Source organism: Phocaeicola sartorii JCM 17136 = DSM 21941, from assembly GCF_054653615.1.
On sequence record NZ_BAAIFW010000006.1, the window covers coordinates 253,667 to 272,215 of the forward strand.

Sequence of the window (18,549 nt, forward strand, 5' to 3'; positions counted from 1 at the left end):
TTCGATGATTAATCTGCCAATTTGAATGTATATTCTCCCGCTTTCTTCAGCACCAATGGTTTGCGACAGCTCTTTTTTATAATGCTAACCGTACATCCTTCCGGAATATCAATGATACTTTCTCCTTCAGCATTAAGTTTCATCGTGATGTATCCTTCTTTGACGGGAATTCTGGAGTGAATCCATTTAAGATGGAGCAATTCGGGACGGATCGTATATTCATTCGTCTTCATCGAAGACTGGCTGAAACCGATAAGACCGTTCAATGCGCCTACCACTACCGGGATTCCATTCGCCCCATGACAAAGACTCAGGCCGTACGGACGGGTATAGAACACCAACTGCCGGGCCCTGGAGGCATTCAACATAAAATTCTCAGGGAAACGAGTATGTCCCTGATCCATCCAGTCGCCGAACACACCATAGATATGATCCCATAACTCTTTTATCCGCCCGGCTTTAGCATAAGCCAGAAACTCATAACCCTTCTCATAACTGACCACTTCATAATAGTTCGGCAAATTCGGCAGAACATTTTCAAACAGGTTGTCATAATGTTCTTTGGGAAAAATATCGGCCAGTATTCCCCAATATTGGGCATGATGCGAAATACGCTTGTCCACAGTCACATTGTCATTCATTGTACCGTTGATGAAGACTTTCCGGTCATCATCCCAAAAATGTTCAAAAATCTTCTTTTTCAGATTCCGAGCCAACTTGCGGTATCTGTCCGCCAATGCACTCTCCTTCCACAGATCCGCGAAATAAGCTCCGGTCACATAATTATAATAGAGCATGATCTGGGCATAGGCCGCCACCCCTTTCCGGGCAGGACCGTTATAAGTGGACCATCCGGGGGTATAACCGAACTGCCTGTCTCCATAATTGCCGTGTACAAAACCATTTTCATCCACGATGGAGGCATAAAAATCAAGCAACTGAATGATGCGGTCCTTGTATTGAAGGGAAGTAGTCAAGTCACCGAAACGCAGATAGTTCTGTTTCAGGCCGAACAGGGCATGCAATGGATAATCAGGAATCCCTATATCCGATTTCTGCGGATCAAGCGGCATCAGTGCTATGGAAATTCCGTTTTTTGACACCTGCTGGTCACCGAAAAGATAATCCCCCGCCAGGGTGCTGACCAGCGCATCCATGGACCAGGGAAGAAAATCACGCTTCACCCCGTCCAGATAAAAGCGGTGCATACTGGTATGCAATGTCGCACTGCTCATTTTGAACAGGTTGTTCACATAATCATCATCCGTTTCAAACTGCATCTGGTGCTCTACCGGCCACAATGACGCATCAAAGCGAAGGGAGGTAATCTCAGCCCCCTTGTCGCATTCCAGTGAAACATATCGGAGAGCGCGTTCCGGCAAAGTGATGGTGCCGCCTTCTTCTGACAAGGTAATAGGAGCCAATGGATATTGTTCCAGTTTCTTATCATCCCGTTCCAGCGCTTCTTCGGGAGTCTCGCCGACACGCACGGTTATAGTCCCTTTTCCTTTCGCTTGAAAAGTTAGTGCCCCCATCTCAAGATGGAAAAAGTCGACGAGGACATAACCATTCTTTCCAATACTGACTCCGTCTTTACCTTGCATCTCAGCATTGCGCATGGGGAGTATTTGTAAAGGTTTAATCCGAGCTGTCATATCTTGCGGAGCATCCGGCAGCACGCCCGGTTTATTATACATGACGGCACTCTCGGGTATTGTCCAATGCTCTTTATCCATGCTGACCTGCCATTCATCCGGATTTTCCAGTCCCGCCCCTTTCAGAATGATACAAGGTAACGAGTCATCCGTTGTCACCTCAAACAATAAAGAGGATCTGCCCGCGGGCAAAATGGCCTGTTTACCGGAAACAGACTGTTTCACACCATTTATATAAAGAACAATATCCGACGGCCCCTCCCAGCAGAGGCTACTTTCCTTTTTCAATCTTACCTCTTTTCTGAACCAGGCATGATTGTTCTTTGCAAAAAATTTACCCGGATATCCTACATTGACGCAACGCTCTTTCGAGATACGGGCACATTGTTGCTGGTAGAAAGCAGCCAGTTGTCCCGGATACCACATATAGCGACTGTTCCATTCCTCCTGAGGCTGCCGGCTCACGATGGTTACATTAGGATCCAGAGAAGGATCGAACTCTTTTGTCTGGGCATAACAACATAAAGATGCTGTTATAAAGATGCTTAGTAATTTTAATCTTTTATTCATGTTTTTCCAATGATATCCGATTGTTATTTTTATGAATTCCGAATAGACTATAAATACTTTCTTACATTACAAAACGTATTGATAATCATATCTTCTTAAAGTTCAGTCACCAGCAGGCTTTTCCAACTTATTTATTGGTGTCATAGGCCAATAAAATTTTTGCCAATCATCATAATTATAATAGTGAAAATCCCGCCAATTTGAACGAAGGTATTTCACAAGTTCAACATTGTTAGATTTTAACCCCATAACGACCAGTTTACATATTTCATACGCTCCAAAAGCATTGCTGTGTGTATCATCCTTAAGTTCTTTGTCTTGTCCTGAATAAGAATTGGCCGGGAAATGCACGAAAAGTCTTTTACTAAGTGAATCTCCCATCGCATTATATAGTTCAGTAGTAGATTTTGTAAGATCTATAAGTGGCAAACATTCACGCTCTGCAAGTGTACGGATAGCCACCGGATATTCACCATGAGTGCCACAAATTTTTCCATTTATAAAATTACGACGTTCTGTAGGAGTAGCCAATATAATATGTGCACCTTTAGGTCGCAGATAATCTATAAACTTCTTTAGATTATATGTAAAATTATACCATGCTCCACTACCCGGGATATCGTCCTTTTCATCATTGTGCCCGAACTCTATCAGAACATAATCACCACATTTCACTTCTTGTACAATTTTTGCCAATCTGTTTTGTTCGATAAACGAGGTGGTACGCAAACCACTCATTGCCATATTCTCAACAGCAACATTTTCATCGAACCAATAGGGAAGTATTTGTCCCCAACTGGTATAAGGCTCATTATCCTGATCAGTTACGGTGGAATTGCCACAAAGCCAAATTTTCATTTTAGGATGATTGGATTCTATTCGGATATGACTCACAGCAGGAGAATTTCCATTGAATTCCAACGTTAAACGATTGTCCCAACCCCAATCTTTTCTTTCCCGCATTTGTAATCCTACTGTATTTTTTCCATCAATGTATGGAGTCCGTACATTAACATTGAATGTCACATCACGAAGCTCACCTTTCTTTGTTATCATACGTTCCACCACCAAACGTCGGGTTTCAGCCCTTAAAACTGTTACACCTGCATATTGCTTGTTTCCTATTGTCACTGTTACTTTATAGTCCCCTTCGGGTACTTTTACAGAAAAAAACATAGGATGTTTCTGTTTTTCAGATACAGCAGAAGTATTCCGATCATAACCATACCCCACTTCATCATTATATTTAGGTTGCGGTTTAGTCATATCAAAATTCCAGACCTGCCCGTATGTAACGAAGGAAGACTTGATTGACAGTATAAGTATTAATAAAATAAGTATTTTTTTCATATATCCTTTCATTCGTTTATCGTTTTCAACCGAAGTGTGCCTTTCAATCCAGCTGAAGATACTTTGACCGTAACATTCCCAGCCTTCTGATCACTTCGGAGAATGATCTGCATCCTTCCCTGATACATTCGTTTGGAAGTTATGCCATGAAAGAGCTCGTCCGTATAATGATCCCCGTTATCCAATGCCACCAACCGTGCCGCACCTTCCATTTGTAAAGCAAGCGGCTCGTTGTAGTCCCATACCGGACGACCTTTTTTGTCTATAGCCGTCACGTTTATATATTGCAAGTCCATACCGTCCGCCTTCCAGTCCGCCGGCGTTTCCGCCTCAATCCGGAGTGCCACGGCTTTTCCGGCAGTTTCGATACGATGACGAGCCACTTCTTTGCCCGACTTATCACGGGCTATTGCCACCACAGATCCACCGTTGCCATAAGGAACATCCTTCCAATAAATCATATTACGCCGGTTTGCCTGTGTCGTATCGTTTTCTTGGACTCCCATGCTCTGACCGTTTACCAACAACTCTACAGAATGTGCATTGGTATAGGTGAAGAGTGACTGTCTGCTGCCCGGGGTATGGTTCCAGCACTCGTTCAGCGCCATGCGTCCCACTATGACATCATTCCAGCTGACGCTTTCCGCCCCCGCCGCATCGACCACGCCGATATGTACTTCGGGAATCTCCGGCATGAAAGCCGATTTGATAAGGTAGGCTTGGGGATAAGGGCGCATGGTATGGTCAAAGAAGGAGTAGTTCCAGCCTTTCTTGGGCCACTTGTTGGATTCTCCCCAATACTCGGCGGATCCCCAATAGGCCATGCCCACCGTCCGTTTTCTGTCCATATTATAATAAGGCTGTAACAGATTGCTGGTTTCAGCCTCACTCTGGAACAGGATAAGGTCCGGCCGGTATTTCAAATAAGCGTCATATTTGTCCGACTGGTAATTAAACGATGCCACTTCTGTGGCACAAGCCAGTTCAGGGGGCACTAAATAGTCGTTGAACTCCTTGTCGTGCCGGGTTATAGCTCCCGCACGGGCGGGGAACATGGCTACAGTGGTGAGACGTGTATGATCCCATCTCTTTACCAGCTGGTTGAATATGTTATAGGTAGTGATTCCCCAGTCGTTGGCCCCTTCGAAACCTGCCCATCCTTCACGAATCTGAAGCTCGTTTCCCAGGCTCCACAAAATGATGGACGGACGGTTACGGTCGCGTTTGATCCATTCTGTAATCAGTTTGTGCCAGATATGGGTGAACGGCTGGCGGCCGCCCCAATAGTCATTGTCACTCCATTTGTCCGTCAGTTCATCCACCACCAGCATCCCCACACGGTCTGCAATGCGGGCAAAACTGTCACTGTACGGATTATGTGAGCAGCGGATGCAGTTATAACCGAAAGATTTGAGTTGCAGCATCATGCGTTCGATGGCCCTGTCGTAACTGGCGGCTCCCAGTGCGCCCAGATCATGATGGTTGGCATTGCCCTGCAGGAATATCTTTTTCCCGTTAAGCTTGAAACCGAACTCCGGTGAGAATTCCAGACTGCGGATACCGAACTGTTCGGTCAGGCTGTCCACCACCATACCGTCTGCCGTCACCACCACTTCAGCATTGTAGAGTTGTGGGAACTCACATGACCAAAGTTGCGGATTCTCCAGAGTAAGCGCCGGTAATTTCACTTCCGTGCAGGTCTGGTGCGTATGTTCGGGCATACCGGATTGCACGGAGCCCACTATGACACCTTCCGGATTGCGGAGGGTGGTCCGTACCCGTACATCATGCTTCTGCCAGCCGTCCACCTCAACCTGTACGGCTACCGTTGCCCGGGAGGAGGAAACTTCGGGAGTGGTGATATACACCCCGTGGCGGGCGATGTGTGTGGGATTCTGCACCTGCAGATACACATCACGGAACAGACCGCCTCCCGTGTACCAGCGTGAGCCTTTCTTGGGACCGGTGGAGGCATAGACGGCTACCACGTTTTCTCCGTCGTGACGCAGAAAAGGGGTAAGGTCCGCTTCAAGTCCCACGTATCCATAATCTGTCGAGGCTATTTTGGTACCGTTCAGATAGACATCGCCCAGATAAATGATACCTCCGAAATCCAGGACCACCCGTTTCCCTTTCCACGACGGATCGGTAGGGAAAGACTTGCGGTACCATCCTTCGCACATGGGTTTGAATCCGCGTGCACCTCCACCATTTTCAGTCCAGGGTTGTTCGAACTGGAAATCATGAGGAAGGTCCAGTGTACGCCAGGAAGAGTCATCCAAGGCAGGAGAGGCGAAATCGGTATTTTTATTCTCGTTTGTAACCAACTGGAATTTCCAGCCAAAGTTAAAAAGGACTTTCTGCTGTGATGCAAAATTTTCCAAAGGTACATTGACCAGAGGAGCTTTTTCCTGTGCTTTCTGATATTGGGCTGTTACTCCGACAGGAGCAAGCATCAAGAAGAAAGCGATAATGATGTTTTTCATTTGATACATTATTATAAAGAATGAACACCGATTTGTGTCGGCTCGTTTATTACGCAAATATCGGAATTATAAAGAGTTGCAGACATGGAATTTAGTTGCAATACCTGTATTATCGTACAAAAAGTACATACAATGGCTACTCTTTTCTTATCAGTCGTATGATATCAAGTTATTAGGGCATTCCAAGATTTTATGATTGGAATGCCCTGAAACTTATTTTTCAGCAGGCATATCCGGTACTATGGGCCAATATGGATTTTGATAGATAGGAGAATTTTCTACTGTTTTGTTATCGGGAGCGGTGATCAAAAACTGCTTGACCATAATGGGGTGCAGATAATGAGCCATACGCCAAGTAAAACCATTATAACAGGTCTGTTTAGAATTCTTCTGGTAAGGGCGCAAGTATTCGCTGACATTAGGTGAAGAAACATTGGACGCGTCTGATCCATCATACAGCAAATCTGTATACCAAGCCTGCATGGGAGTGTTCCATAAATGGAAACCTTCCGGTATATAAGGATGTTCAATCAACTGGTCCATAGCACGCCAACGGCATAAGTCCATATAACGAAGCCCATCCGCCATAAATTCGCATCGGCGCTCACGACGTATGTTATAGAGAGTTGCGTCTATTAACTTACCACCGGAATACGCTCCCCAATCATTTTCTGCTTCTTTACTCATATCCGTTAAAGCAATGGTTTTTTGAAAATCCTCATCTACATGAGAACGACGGCGAATAATTTTCCAATATTCGGTCGCTGTTCCGTCCAAAGTACCCTTCTTTTCATAACTGGCTTCCATGTAATTCAACAAGGCTTCTGTCGCACGATAAGCAATAGAGGCTGTATATCCTTTTGAGTTTGAATAATATTTCTGGTGAAAAGGACCTCCTTTACGTATAGCATATCCTGTCACATAACGGCGGGCACCATCTGTAATTGTAATCAACGGATACGTTTCTTCAATATTAGCTGTTTCACCAATCACATCTTTAATCAATATATTATGCTGTCCGGGTTCTTTCAAGAAAATCACCAATCGGCTGTCTCTGTTCTGACGAACGTCGTGTATAGTTTTATCCCCCATATAATATCCGTCTCCATCTGTATAATTACCGTGCGTATAGACCGGTGTGCCATCAGCCATCAAAAAGTTATTCACAAAGCTCCGAGTGACCCCCACTCCATTGTTTCCCCAACTAGCACAAACATTCACATTATGTTGCACCAGATTATAGGCATATTTACGCCATAATAGCACCTCATCTACAGAAGACAGATCTTCCTGGGCAAACATGTCAAAATATGGATTAGCCGATTCATCGGTTGACTGTTGCAGGACACCCGTATTTTCCGTTAGCTTGTTTTTAAACCGTTCTGCAATATCTTTAGATGTATCCATGGCGATTTCTAGAAAATAATCTATCTCGTTGTCAATGTTTCCACTCGGATACTGATAAACGGAATTATAATCTTTAGATTTACCTGGCCAGCCGTCACCATTAGGCACAAAAGCCGTATTTTTGAAATATTTCAACCAAGTACCTTCAAACAAAGCTACGCGTGATTTTAATAATATGGCAGCGTCTGTGTTAATTCTGGTTGTCGGCATACTTTTGGCATTTAATAAAGTAATAGCTTTATCCAAATCACTCAGAATAAAGCGAGCCACTTCATTGCGTGGAAACCGTTTACTGGCCTCACTCAATGCTTCTTTGTCATCCGGCAATGGGTGGGTAATTATGGGAAAATCTCCAAACAGCTGATAACGTTTAAAGTATTCACAAGCACGTAGGAAAAATAATTCACCGATATAGTGTTTTATGCTGTTAAGATCACCATTGATGGTATTGGCATTGCCGCTCAAGTCGTTTCCATCAGCATTATTATCCCCAAATTTAGGCAACACATTCGATAATACAAAATTGATCTTGTATATTTTATCGAAGTTCCAATTACTGGTTTCCGCATTGTCCACTTTCCACAAAGTGGAAGTAAAACGATTGGGAGCTGTAACCTCTATTTGATTGTCCGTTGTTGCATCATCTTTGTAGATGCCGTATGTATTTCCAGTTCCGTGAGAGGGAAGAATATCAGCGTACAAATTATCTGCAGAGGCTTGAATGTGGGTTGCCTCTGTAAAATATACTTCCGGGGAAATAGATGCCTCAGGTACTTCATCCAAATAGCCATCGCAAGCTGTAAATGCAAATCCTGATGAAGCGATTAGTACAGATAAGAATATATGTTTTGTTTTCATTGTATACGTATTATTAAAGTGTTAAACTTAAGCCAAAAGACCAGGTGCTTGATAACGGATAAGCATTACCACCATTACCGCCACTAATTGTTTCCGGATCAAACAAAGAAGACAACGATGTTCCAGTCCAAAGATTTTCTCCGGAAACAAACACACGGCATCTGGTCAACCCCATACTTTTCATCCATTTTGCCGGGAAAGTATAACCTAACTGGAAATTTTTTAAACGGATATAGGATGCATCTTGCAAATAACGTGTCTGAATTTCTTGGTTCTTACCTCCTTCGGAGAAAATAGGACGAGGATAATAAGCGTCAAGATTTGCAGGAATGGTATGACCTGACAATCCTATATCCTCCGCACGAAAATAATCCTCATGTTCCTTAAGTCCACGAGCCCCCCACATACTTTGAGTTCCATAAGCACCAAACAAATAACCACAGAAATTTTTTGTACCCCAAAAATCACGCTTCATTACACCTTGAAAGAATAAACGTATGTCGAATCCTTTCCAATCAGCATTCAAGTCAATACCAAAGAAATATCTAGGAGTACTATTGCCTATTACTTTCAAATCTCCATGATCATCTAATGTACCCGCACTTTTAGATATTTTTCCATCTCCATTCAAATCACGATACATAATATCACCAGCAGACCATTTGGAACCAATCGCATCCTGTCCTCCATTAGGAAGGGAAAGGAGATGAGCCTGCATTTCATTTTCAGATTTTGCTATTCCTATTGTTTCCAATCCCCAAATCTCGCCCACTTCGCGTCCTTCAACGTATTTGTTCAAACCGATCGTATTTGTTGCGTTGCTCGGATAGCTGGTAACAATTGTTTTAGCATCGGAAAGAGTTAAATTAGCACTATATCCAAACCCGTTTTTCAAACGGTCTCTCCATCCAATAGATAGTTCCCATCCATTCGTTCTTAAATTACAATTGTTGGTTTTAGGAGCAGCTGTACCCAAAGTAGATGGGAGTTCAGGTGCAGGCCCTACCATACCATCCGTATAACGAATATAGTAATCAAAACTACCTGTCAAACGATTACTGAGAAAGCCATAATCAAAACCGATATCCCAAGTACGAACCTTTTCCCAAGTCAAAGAATTGCTGACCAAATTTCCCGGCTCTGCTGTATTAGGTTTCACTCCATCTTGCAACCATGTTCCATTAGAAGACTTTAGTATCATATCACGATAGGTGGGGTACCATACTGTTGTGTTCTGATTACCCAACTCGCCATAAGAAACACGCAATTTCAATGTATTGGCTACATCAGTCAGAGACTCCCAAAATTTTTCTTGAGCGATGTTCCAACCTAAAGAGAATGAAGGCGACCATTGCCAGCGGCTTCCCCGACGGAAACGGGAGGAACCGTCATATCGCATATTGATTTCCGCCAAATAACGTCCCAGATAATCGTAATTCAAGCGACCGAAGAAACCTGCCGTTTTCCATCTTTTCCCATTTCCACCCGCTTCTGTCGCTTTGGGGTTACCTTGTCCGTCCAATCCGGTTGTGACATCAAAATAAGGCATCCCCCCCATCATTACACCATACTTTTTTGTAGAAGAAAATTCCTGTTTCATATCTTCTGTCTGGAAGCCAAGCATAACTTTTGCATTATGGGCATTATTAAAAGATTGGGAATACTCACTATAAATATTTAGGTTCAGATAGTTCTCTTTAGTCTGATCTTGATAAAGATAAGACGTACCATGAGTATCTATTAAATTGCCTTCCACATCATGATTATAAGTAGGAATTGAAGTTTCTTTTACCGATGAGTTCATTATACTGTAATTAAACTCCACATGTGTAATCCAGTTTTTGATCGGTTCAATTACTAAAGACGCTTGTTGATAAAGACGGTCTGTTTGTGCATTACGTTTTCCACCTTCAACAAGGTTTTGGACTGGATTAGTCCAACCATTATTGGTATAATAGCCATTGGGATCTTTTACAGGCATATTAGGCCAAGTAGCTCTTCCTAACTGGTCATAAAAAGAACTGTTGAAACTGGTAGGACGCCATACATCATTACGAGTAAAACGGGTACTGTAATTGAATTTTAACCATTGAGTCAAATCAGCATTGATTTTAGCTGTTACATTGTAACGATGAAGTCCATCGTCACCAGCTTTCAAAAGTCCTCCTTGACCCAAATAATTGAAAGAAGCATAATAAGCTACAATATCACTTCCTCCATTTAGACTAACGTTATGTTCTTGAGAAAAACTTGAAGATTTGTAAACTTCATCATACCAATTTGTATTAGCCCAAGCTGTTGTAAATGGATCATAGTCTGGTTTACCCCATTGACCGTTGGATGAAGCTTTTACTCCCCCCGTACTTCCACCTCCGGCAGCTTGCCAATCCAGCATATCCTGCATCAGGTCTTCTGTAAAGATAAGCCCACCACCCTGATTAAGCGAACCGGCGTTCATAAAGTTTGCAAAAGTGTAGGAATCCATCATCTTCGGCATATTTACAGGAGTAGATATACGGAAGCTATTGTTATAATTTACAGAAGTCTTTCCTTTTTTGCCCGATTTGGTAGTCACCAGAATTACGCCGAAGGGTGCCCGGGAACCATAGATGGATGATGCCGCAGCATCTTTCAATACAGAAATATTTTCTATATCTTGAGGATTGACTGTATTCAAATCTCCTTCCATTCCGTCAATTAGAATAAGAGGTGCACCGCTGGAACCCTCACCAATAGTTCCTGTACCACGGATACTGATATCTGCGGTCTTGTCCAGTTCACCCGAACTCGTTGATATCTGCAAACCGGGTACCAATCCTTGCAGGGCTTGTGTAGCAGAGGTTACAGGACGAGATTCTAATTCCTTAGCTGTAGCAAGCCCTACAGCTCCTGTCAGATTCACCTTCTTTTGCGTACCAAATCCAACCACCACCACTTCGTCCAAGGTCCTGGTATCTTCCTTCAATACAATAGTAAGTTCTTTCTTTCCAGAAACTTTCACTTCTTGAGAAACATACCCGATATACGTAATCTGTAAAACGGCATCTTTCGGGGCATCCAACACAAACCGCCCATCTATATCTGTTATCGTACCTATTGACTGACCTTTCACCGTTACATTGGCACCGATTACCGGCTCACCATTCGCATCTTTCACAATACCTGTCACTTTATTTGCCTGTTGGGCAGCTTCCCCATCTTTCGCCTTGCTCATCAGCATGATATTCTTGCCCTCCATGGCATAATAAATATCAGTACCTTCAAAAATCTTATTCAGCACTTCGGCTACAGATTTGTTCTGCGCATTCACCTTCACATTGCGCTTCAGATTCACCTCGTTCACATTATACACAAACAGATAATCTGTCTGTTTTTCTATTTCACTGATTACCTTGCCTGTTGACACGTTATCCGCCACAACAGTCACCTTCATTGTCTGAGAATAAGACTCAGTGGCAAAAGCTGTTCCGGCAAAGACAAACAGGGCTAAGAGTGTGTTTCTCATCATACGGAATAAATGTTTAATTTCTACAATAGATTCCTGATACAAAATATTTTTCATATATTTGCATTACTAATTTTAGGTTCAACTTAAGATTATTTGAGAAAAAATTGTCAATGCGTAATTGACTTTTCCATGGGATGGTGTTGCAGCACTATCCCATTTCTTTTTTAGACCAGGTGTGTTATTTCATAGGCATATTCTTTTTTAAGGGTTAATTAATTGTTATCACATTTGTCTCATCGTCCTTTGTATAAGTAAACTTATTATTGAGTTTCAATACTTTCAGTACATGTTCCACCCCATCTTTCGTGCGGAATTTACCTGTATAACGGTTCTTTAAAATCCGGGTATTGTTGACCACAATATCCACCCCATAATACAGTTTCAGTTTCTCTATCATATCACGTACGGATATATCATTAAAACAAAGCAAGCCCTCACGCCACAAAAAATAATCGGCCTCCTTGATGCGTCCTTTCACCAACCTGTTGCCTCTCAAACTGGCCATTGTGTTCGGTTCCAACCTCATTCCACTGTTATTCGAACCAGGCACTAAAATCTCGACAGCACCTTCCAACAAAGAAGTTTCCCATACACTATCCGCTGCATAAGCCATTACATTGAACTCTGTACCCAGCACCTTTACATTACACCTGTTCGTCTCTACAATAAAAGGCTGTTCCACATTCTTTGTCACCGCAAAATATCCTTCACCATCCAGTCTCACCTGACGGGTATCACCTTTAAAATCACCCGGGAAGGTCAAGGTACTGCGTGAGTTTAACCAGACTTTCGTACCATCCGCCAACCTCAATTCCGCCCGTTGGCCCGCCGGCACATGAATGGACTGCCATGTTTCGTCTTCCGGTACCTGATGTTTTCCTGTCCAATAATGTGTACCCAACAAGACGATCGCAAACACCGCTGCTATCTTGGCAGCTTCCATACATACTCCGCGTAATGAGAAATGTTTCCTTTCCCGGCTATTCTCCTCCGCCACAGGTTCCGTACGCCACAATGCCATGTCATGCAACTTCCGTTGTGCCATATATTCACGCATGTTCTCAGGATTTTCCTGTATCCATTCGGTCACACGCTGCTTTTCGGCTTCAGTAGCATTTCCGGCTATATATTTTTGCAATAATTCAGGATTCATATTCTATGCTGTTTTATTAGAAACGACTCAAGAAGGAACTACCCTAAAAGAAAATGAAGAAAAATATAAAAAAATCATTCTTGCCCTTAAAGACATCCGTCCCCCCATCCGGTCGGACTTAATAATAAAAGAAGAAATAAAATAAAGGAAGATAATCTTTTAAAGTCACCCGCAGTACTTTCAATGCTTTTGATATATGATATTCCACCCCCTTTACAGAGATTCCCATCTCTTCGGCAATCTCTTTATTGGATTTATTTTCAAAACGGCTCAAGATAAACGCCTGTCGCGTCTGTTCCGACAAAGTGCTTAAAGTAGTGCTGATGATTTTTTCCACTTCATCCGAAAAGATCTCGTCAGGATTGCACGCTTCCAAGGCAGACATACGGATAGACAATTCCTGCCGCTGCCAGTCTACCATCACCTCAAAGGCACTGCGTTTTACCTCCTCGTGCTTTAGATAGTCCAAAGCCTTGTTCTTCAAAATTGTCAGTAATAACGGTAAGATATATTTCTCTTCAACAGGCTCGGTCTTCAACTTTTCCCACAACTTTATTAATGCCTCGGAGGCAATATCTTCTGCTGCCAAATCATTATGAACGTATGATTTGGCAAAGAAAAAAGACTTCTTATAATAAGATGTATAGATGTCATTAAAAGAATTTCCAGACATTTTGCTCATTTGTATATCGGTTGTGCTTTTCATCCATATTACGATGGTAGAGCAAAGTTAGCAATAAACCTTTGATAAAAACAAAATTATCCTGTTAATTCTTTCTCTTATATGCTATGAGCTTGCCTTATATGCAATCGCCCTCCACCGTCAGACCAAGTGACAAAAAGAGAAAGTTGCCATAGATATGAAATTCACGGCCCCCTATACTGTCCGACTGGAAGGCAATCTTCAACTGCAAAGTATCTCCCGGAGCAACATGAAACTTGGAGCATCTCGTTTCCGGACAATCCCAAGAAGAAACAATGTAATAAATATGTAAACTGTCACTTCCCATGTTTTTATAGATAAAAACGCCACCACCAAAAAAGTCGTATAAACAAATCGCTAAGCAATCTTTTTCATTTATTTCTCCTTATACGATTCCCCCTGAAAAATCCTTCAAAAGCTTCAGTCCTCCCGCAAACCCTTTGCAGGAGGACGTTCCGGCTGAAGGATCACACCGGGAAAAAGTTTCAGGCCGCGGAAGAATCCTTCAGCTTCACCAGCCGGTACACATTGCCATACTCGGTATGAACACGCTGTATCCCTAATGCAACCATCATCCTGCCCAACCGGTTCGGAGTCACCCCGCGCATGGCAGCCGGATAATGTTTCTGCAAATAATTGAACAAATCCGTCGTGGTATAGGGCTTGGACAACTCCCCTTCCTGTGGTACCCGGAAACAACGCAAAAACAGTTCCTGCTCGGCAGGCATTTTATAAAAATTCCGATTGCTATGCTGTATCTCCTTCTCTTCCTCTTCCGAGAACCAGTAACGCTCTCCCCCGACCAACTCCGCTTTCAACTGGGCGAACAACTGCGCATGATCGGGCGGTGTACAATCAATCTTATCATCCACTTCCGCACAGAGAAAACGGCGGCTTCCTGTGGGATCAGTCAGCAGATCCGTCATATTGGAGGTACCGATGAAAGAGGCAATACGAGGCAGATGACTGAATGCCGGACGATGTGCCCTGCGGAAAGTCAGCGTGGTCATCTGCATCAGATTCTTCAAAACGGGCATCTGTCCGGCACGGTACTTGTCGAACTCATCCATGTTGATCAGCCCGAAAAGCGAAAGTTTCTGTTCACATCCACTCTCACTCGTCAGGTCGAACTTGTCTATATAATAAGGTGTAAGTTCCTTAGGCATCAAAATCTTGCAAAAAGAAGACTTGCGCTTCCCCTGCTCACGGCTCACCAACATAGGCGCCACCGCATTGGCGCAATCCTGCGCCTGCCCCAGCCATTGGGCGGCAACCCCCAGCATCCAACGATGGAAACCTTTTGTCCACAATGGTTTACGCGATATACGCACGGCCAGCGGAGTTACACGATCCACTCCGTCCCACTGAGGTAAGTGGTTCATATAATGCAGAAAAGGATGATAATTTTCCACCTTTCGGGAATGGAGCAGACGACTCACATCCTTATCCCAGCAGTTGATGCCGCCGGTACGCGCCTCCAGGCAGAATGTATTCAAATCACGTTGAGCCACTATACCATACTCTTCATCCGGCATCTCTTTTCCACGATACTCCGTCTGTTCGGTGAGAAGGTTATAACGGAAATCATACCGTGCGGTCAAAAAGCGCTGCAAAGCCTCCAGCATATTCTCCGGTTTCTTGCGCCCCGATTTGCCAGAAACCGCCTTTTCATCGATAGTTTCTGCCACGCCAGCTGTTTCGACAGCCGCTGGGAGAACAATTTCATCCACCGTTTCCGTAGCCGTTGAAGGCAACACCCCTTCCGCATTTCCGGTTTGCCCCACCGACTGCCCAGTAACCGGAGCCGTGCTTCTTCTCACGCTTTTACTCATTTTCATACTTTTTTTGCACCAGCTCAGTAATTTTTCCACTAATTTTTTCATCCTTTTTTATTCTTTAGGGTTGTGTAATACCACAAAGATAATATCCAAAACACCCGTTTGCAAGCATTTGCCGCGCATCACGGCCAAAAAGTGATTAAGTGAAAATAACCGGGAAATTATTCGTTTTTATCAGGACTATTTCATACTTTTGCACCGTCAAGCTGATCGTTTCACTAGAATGATGAAGTTTTATCACCCAAGTGATCCAATTTCATCACTCGAGTGATCTAGTTTCATCACCCAAGTGAAACAATCAACTTGAAAGGAAGCTGCAACAAACTCTTCCGTACAAGAAAGCATAAACAACCGGATAAAAACAAATAAGCGAATGGCTATCAAATTTGAATTTTATGAATCACCCAATACGATAGGTACGCGCAAGAAGCGCTATCATGCCCGTGTAGTAAACTGGCAGCGCATCAACACCGACTACCTGGCTCGGGAAATTCAATACGGATCCTCACTCACCGTGGCGGACATCAAGGCAACCATCATCTCGCTCAGCGAGAAACTGGCCTACTACTTGAAGGACGGCGCCCGGGTGCATATCGAAGGAATAGGATATTTCCACATCTCATTGACCTGCCCCGAGACACGGACGCCAAGCTCCACGCGTGCCAACAAGGTGAAATTCAAATCGGTGACATTCCGTGCGGACAAATACCTGAAGCATCAGTTGAGCGGCGTCAAGACCGAGCGTTCGAAATACAAACCGCACTCCATGCCGACAACCAAAGAAAGCATAGACGAGGCACTGACGGAATACTTCCAGACAAACAGCGTGCTGACACGCCGTAAGTTTGAATCGTTATGCGGACTGACACGCGCCACCGCAGGACGTTATATCGCCCAACTGGCGAAGGATAAAAAACTGCGCAATATCTCCATTCCACGTAACCCCATCTATGAACCGATGCCGGGCTTCTACGGAAAAGAGAAACTGCCCGAGCCAGTGAACGAAGCGGAAAACGTACCGGCAACAAACGGCACGGACCTGACAACGGAGTAATTATACAACGAAACAATTATAATAGAAAACTTCTACAAACGAAGCTCAAACCATAAAGAGCTGAAACTTCTACACTAGGCTGAAGGAATTCCGGGAGGAAATCCTTCAGCCGCTTTTCTTTATTGGCGGGCGTTTGCGAAGGGGCTGAAGGATTTGAAGGAAAAAACAGGGGAAACTCCAGGGGAGGTACTTTTCAGCCCACCAGCCACACCAGCATGGGCAAGTAATCCTTTAAGGAAACACGAAGCAGCTTCAATGCCTGTTGGATGCGGTAAGCCACAGTCTGTGGCGACACATCCAGCACCTCGGCAATTTCTTTATAACTCAGTTCCTTAAAGCGATGCATCACGAAGGCCTCCCGATAACTGTCGGGCAGAGCAGCCATCGCCTCCTTTATTTTCCGGTCCAATTCCTCAAAACGACCATAATCCACTCCACACAATGCCGCCTGTGTCCGCTCATAGAAGGCAGCTTCAGCCTTGGTTTTCACCTGCTCCCGCGTCAAGTGGTTCAAGACTCTCCGATAAGTCATTTTGAACAAATATTGATTCAATGAAGACTCGATTATCAAATCTCCACGATTCTCCCATAGCCATAACATCACCTCCTGAACAATCTCTTCGGCATCTTCCAGCGACACCAACCGGTGAGCATAAGCACACAGCATAGGATAGTACCTTCTGAATAAATGGTCAAAAGCATTACCATCCCCCTGTCGGAGAGCATTAAGCAAAGACAAGTCTTCGACGGTATGATTCATAGTATAATAACTGTTTTCCTTGCGCACAAAGATAATTGTTTTTATCGGAAAAAACTTTTTTTTGAAAAAAAAGCATTTTTCGTTTAGATACCTTTCATTCTCGCTTGTCTTAATAATATAAAGGAAAAAATTAAAGCATAATTTATGGAAAACCATACCGATATAGAAACTTTGTTAACTAAATATTTCGAAGGAAACACCACTCCGCCGGAAAACGAACAGATAGAAGCCTGGCTGAATGCCGATGAGGAGCACTTGCGTATAGCCAAGCAGCTGAATACGCTCTATCTGGCGGTGGACACACAGCATATCACCAAGAAAATAGATACGGAAAAGGCGTTAGATAAGGTAAAAAGCAAAACAAAAGTTAGAAACCTGTCCTGGTGGGGATGGACACAACGCATTGCGGCCATCTTGTCCGTTCCCCTCCTGATAGGTGTATTGGCCCTGTATCCGGGCAGACAGCAGCCGGTAGTCACCGCTCAGATGGTGGAAATAAAAACCAATGCAGGCATGACTACCTCGGTCCTGTTACCGGACAGCACGGTAGTTCACCTCAATTCGGAATCCTCCCTCCGCTATCCCACCTTTTTCGCCGGCGATGTACGCCAAGTGGAATTACACGGTGAAGCTTATTTCGATGTAACCCATCATCCCCGGAAACGATTCATCGTCTCCACCCCTCATCACTCGCAGGTGGAGGTGTACGGAACAAGTTTCAATGTGGAAGCATACGGTAATGAAACTCCCATTTCCACCACGCTTATCAAAGGTAGCGTAGGGTTTATTTATAAGAATAACAAAGGAAAATTTCAAAAGAGTATGCTCTCCCCCAGACAGAAGCTGGTTTATTCCCCGCAAACCGGGGATATCAAGTGCTACGCCACTTCGGGCGAATCGGAGATTTCATGGAAAGACGGCAAGCTTATCTTTAATGACACTCCGCTGGATGAAGTGCTGCACATGCTTGGGAAGCGGTTCAATGTGGAATTCGTATTATCCAACAAGGGGCTGAAAGACTGTTCGTTCACAGGAACATTCACCCATCAGCGTCTGGAGCGTATTATGGAATATTTCCGGATTTCCTCCCGCATACGCTGGCGGTACATCGACAGTGCAGATATAAAGACGGAAAAGTTGAAAATAGAAGTGTACTAATATACGTTTAACCCTTAATTTAAATACTGGAAAGATGAACAGACAACAG

The 18,549-nt window shown here is 43.8% G+C and carries 12 protein-coding genes; 2 read left to right on the forward strand and 10 right to left on the reverse strand.

The window, feature by feature from the left end; genetic code table 11:
- Positions 1–8: 8 nt before the first annotated feature.
- From ACYQ0C_RS18100 to ACYQ0C_RS18140, 9 genes are all read right to left on the reverse strand, one after another.
- On the reverse strand, positions 9–2,225 hold the full coding sequence (locus tag ACYQ0C_RS18100) for an alpha-L-rhamnosidase-related protein (protein ID WP_016277762.1): 2,217 nt from the start codon (positions 2,223–2,225) through the stop codon (positions 9–11).
- A gap of 102 nt (positions 2,226–2,327) precedes the next feature.
- Positions 2,328–3,587: a rhamnogalacturonan acetylesterase gene (locus tag ACYQ0C_RS18105; RefSeq protein WP_244964566.1), complete on the reverse strand. Its 1,260-nt coding sequence runs from the start codon at positions 3,585–3,587 to the stop codon at positions 2,328–2,330.
- Positions 3,584–6,061, reverse strand: a complete 2,478-nt coding sequence (locus ACYQ0C_RS18110; protein WP_016277764.1) for a glycoside hydrolase family 2 TIM barrel-domain containing protein — start codon at positions 6,059–6,061, stop codon at positions 3,584–3,586. Before ACYQ0C_RS18110 ends, ACYQ0C_RS18105 begins: the two co-directional genes overlap by 4 nt.
- 213 nt (positions 6,062–6,274) lie before the next feature.
- A complete protein-coding gene (locus tag ACYQ0C_RS18115; RefSeq protein ID WP_016277765.1) occupies positions 6,275–8,326 on the reverse strand; it encodes a RagB/SusD family nutrient uptake outer membrane protein in 2,052 nt (683 codons plus the stop codon).
- Positions 8,327–8,339: 13 nt separating this feature from the next.
- The gene (locus tag ACYQ0C_RS18120) at positions 8,340–11,888 is read right to left on the reverse strand and encodes a TonB-dependent receptor (RefSeq protein WP_016277766.1); all 3,549 of its coding nucleotides are present in this window, start codon (positions 11,886–11,888) and stop codon (positions 8,340–8,342) included.
- A gap of 154 nt (positions 11,889–12,042) precedes the next feature.
- Complete coding sequence (locus tag ACYQ0C_RS18125) at positions 12,043–12,987, reverse strand: FecR family protein (RefSeq protein WP_016277767.1); 945 nt, start codon at positions 12,985–12,987, stop codon at positions 12,043–12,045.
- Between the two features lie 118 nt (positions 12,988–13,105).
- Complete coding sequence (locus tag ACYQ0C_RS18130) at positions 13,106–13,693, reverse strand: RNA polymerase sigma-70 factor (RefSeq protein WP_016277768.1); 588 nt, start codon at positions 13,691–13,693, stop codon at positions 13,106–13,108.
- A 94-nt stretch (positions 13,694–13,787) separates the two neighbouring features.
- The gene (locus tag ACYQ0C_RS18135) at positions 13,788–13,997 is read right to left on the reverse strand and encodes a hypothetical protein (protein WP_016277769.1); all 210 of its coding nucleotides are present in this window, start codon (positions 13,995–13,997) and stop codon (positions 13,788–13,790) included.
- Positions 13,998–14,175: 178 nt separating this feature from the next.
- Positions 14,176–15,573 carry a VapE domain-containing protein gene (locus ACYQ0C_RS18140; protein ID WP_016277770.1) on the reverse strand — a complete coding sequence of 466 codons (1,398 nt, stop codon included), beginning with the start codon at positions 15,571–15,573 and terminating at the stop codon, positions 14,176–14,178.
- A 328-nt stretch (positions 15,574–15,901) separates the two neighbouring features.
- Here ACYQ0C_RS18140 and ACYQ0C_RS18145 point away from each other — a divergent pair, with 328 nt between their 5' ends.
- Positions 15,902–16,582 (forward strand): HU family DNA-binding protein, encoded by a 681-nt coding sequence (locus ACYQ0C_RS18145; protein WP_016277771.1) that lies wholly within the window; start codon positions 15,902–15,904, stop codon positions 16,580–16,582.
- A gap of 193 nt (positions 16,583–16,775) precedes the next feature.
- Here the strand turns inward: ACYQ0C_RS18145 and ACYQ0C_RS18150 are convergent, their stop codons facing one another.
- A complete protein-coding gene (locus tag ACYQ0C_RS18150; protein WP_025076888.1) occupies positions 16,776–17,342 on the reverse strand; it encodes an RNA polymerase sigma-70 factor in 567 nt (188 codons plus the stop codon).
- Between the two features lie 144 nt (positions 17,343–17,486).
- Here ACYQ0C_RS18150 and ACYQ0C_RS18155 point away from each other — a divergent pair, with 144 nt between their 5' ends.
- Positions 17,487–18,500: a FecR family protein gene (locus tag ACYQ0C_RS18155; protein ID WP_016277773.1), complete on the forward strand. Its 1,014-nt coding sequence runs from the start codon at positions 17,487–17,489 to the stop codon at positions 18,498–18,500.
- Positions 18,501–18,549: the final 49 nt, after the last annotated feature.

Bases quoted from the DNA above. Each gene is read 5' to 3' on its own strand.
- ACYQ0C_RS18120 (WP_016277766.1), bottom strand. From the start codon at position 11,888: ATGAAAAATATTTTGTATCAGGAATCTATTGTAGAAATTAAACATTTA.
- ACYQ0C_RS18155 (WP_016277773.1), top strand. From the start codon at position 17,487: ATGGAAAACCATACCGATATAGAAACTTTGTTAACTAAATATTTCGAA.
- ACYQ0C_RS18125 (WP_016277767.1), bottom strand. From the start codon at position 12,987: ATGAATCCTGAATTATTGCAAAAATATATAGCCGGAAATGCTACTGAA.
- ACYQ0C_RS18150 (WP_025076888.1), bottom strand. From the start codon at position 17,342: ATGAATCATACCGTCGAAGACTTGTCTTTGCTTAATGCTCTCCGACAG.
- ACYQ0C_RS18145 (WP_016277771.1), top strand. From the start codon at position 15,902: ATGGCTATCAAATTTGAATTTTATGAATCACCCAATACGATAGGTACG.
- ACYQ0C_RS18105 (WP_244964566.1), bottom strand. From the start codon at position 3,587: ATGAAAGGATATATGAAAAAAATACTTATTTTATTAATACTTATACTG.
- ACYQ0C_RS18130 (WP_016277768.1), bottom strand. From the start codon at position 13,693: ATGAAAAGCACAACCGATATACAAATGAGCAAAATGTCTGGAAATTCT.
- ACYQ0C_RS18110 (WP_016277764.1), bottom strand. From the start codon at position 6,061: ATGAAAAACATCATTATCGCTTTCTTCTTGATGCTTGCTCCTGTCGGA.
- ACYQ0C_RS18140 (WP_016277770.1), bottom strand. From the start codon at position 15,573: ATGAAAAAATTAGTGGAAAAATTACTGAGCTGGTGCAAAAAAAGTATG.
- ACYQ0C_RS18115 (WP_016277765.1), bottom strand. From the start codon at position 8,326: ATGAAAACAAAACATATATTCTTATCTGTACTAATCGCTTCATCAGGA.
- ACYQ0C_RS18135 (WP_016277769.1), bottom strand. From the start codon at position 13,997: ATGGGAAGTGACAGTTTACATATTTATTACATTGTTTCTTCTTGGGAT.
- ACYQ0C_RS18100 (WP_016277762.1), bottom strand. From the start codon at position 2,225: ATGAATAAAAGATTAAAATTACTAAGCATCTTTATAACAGCATCTTTA.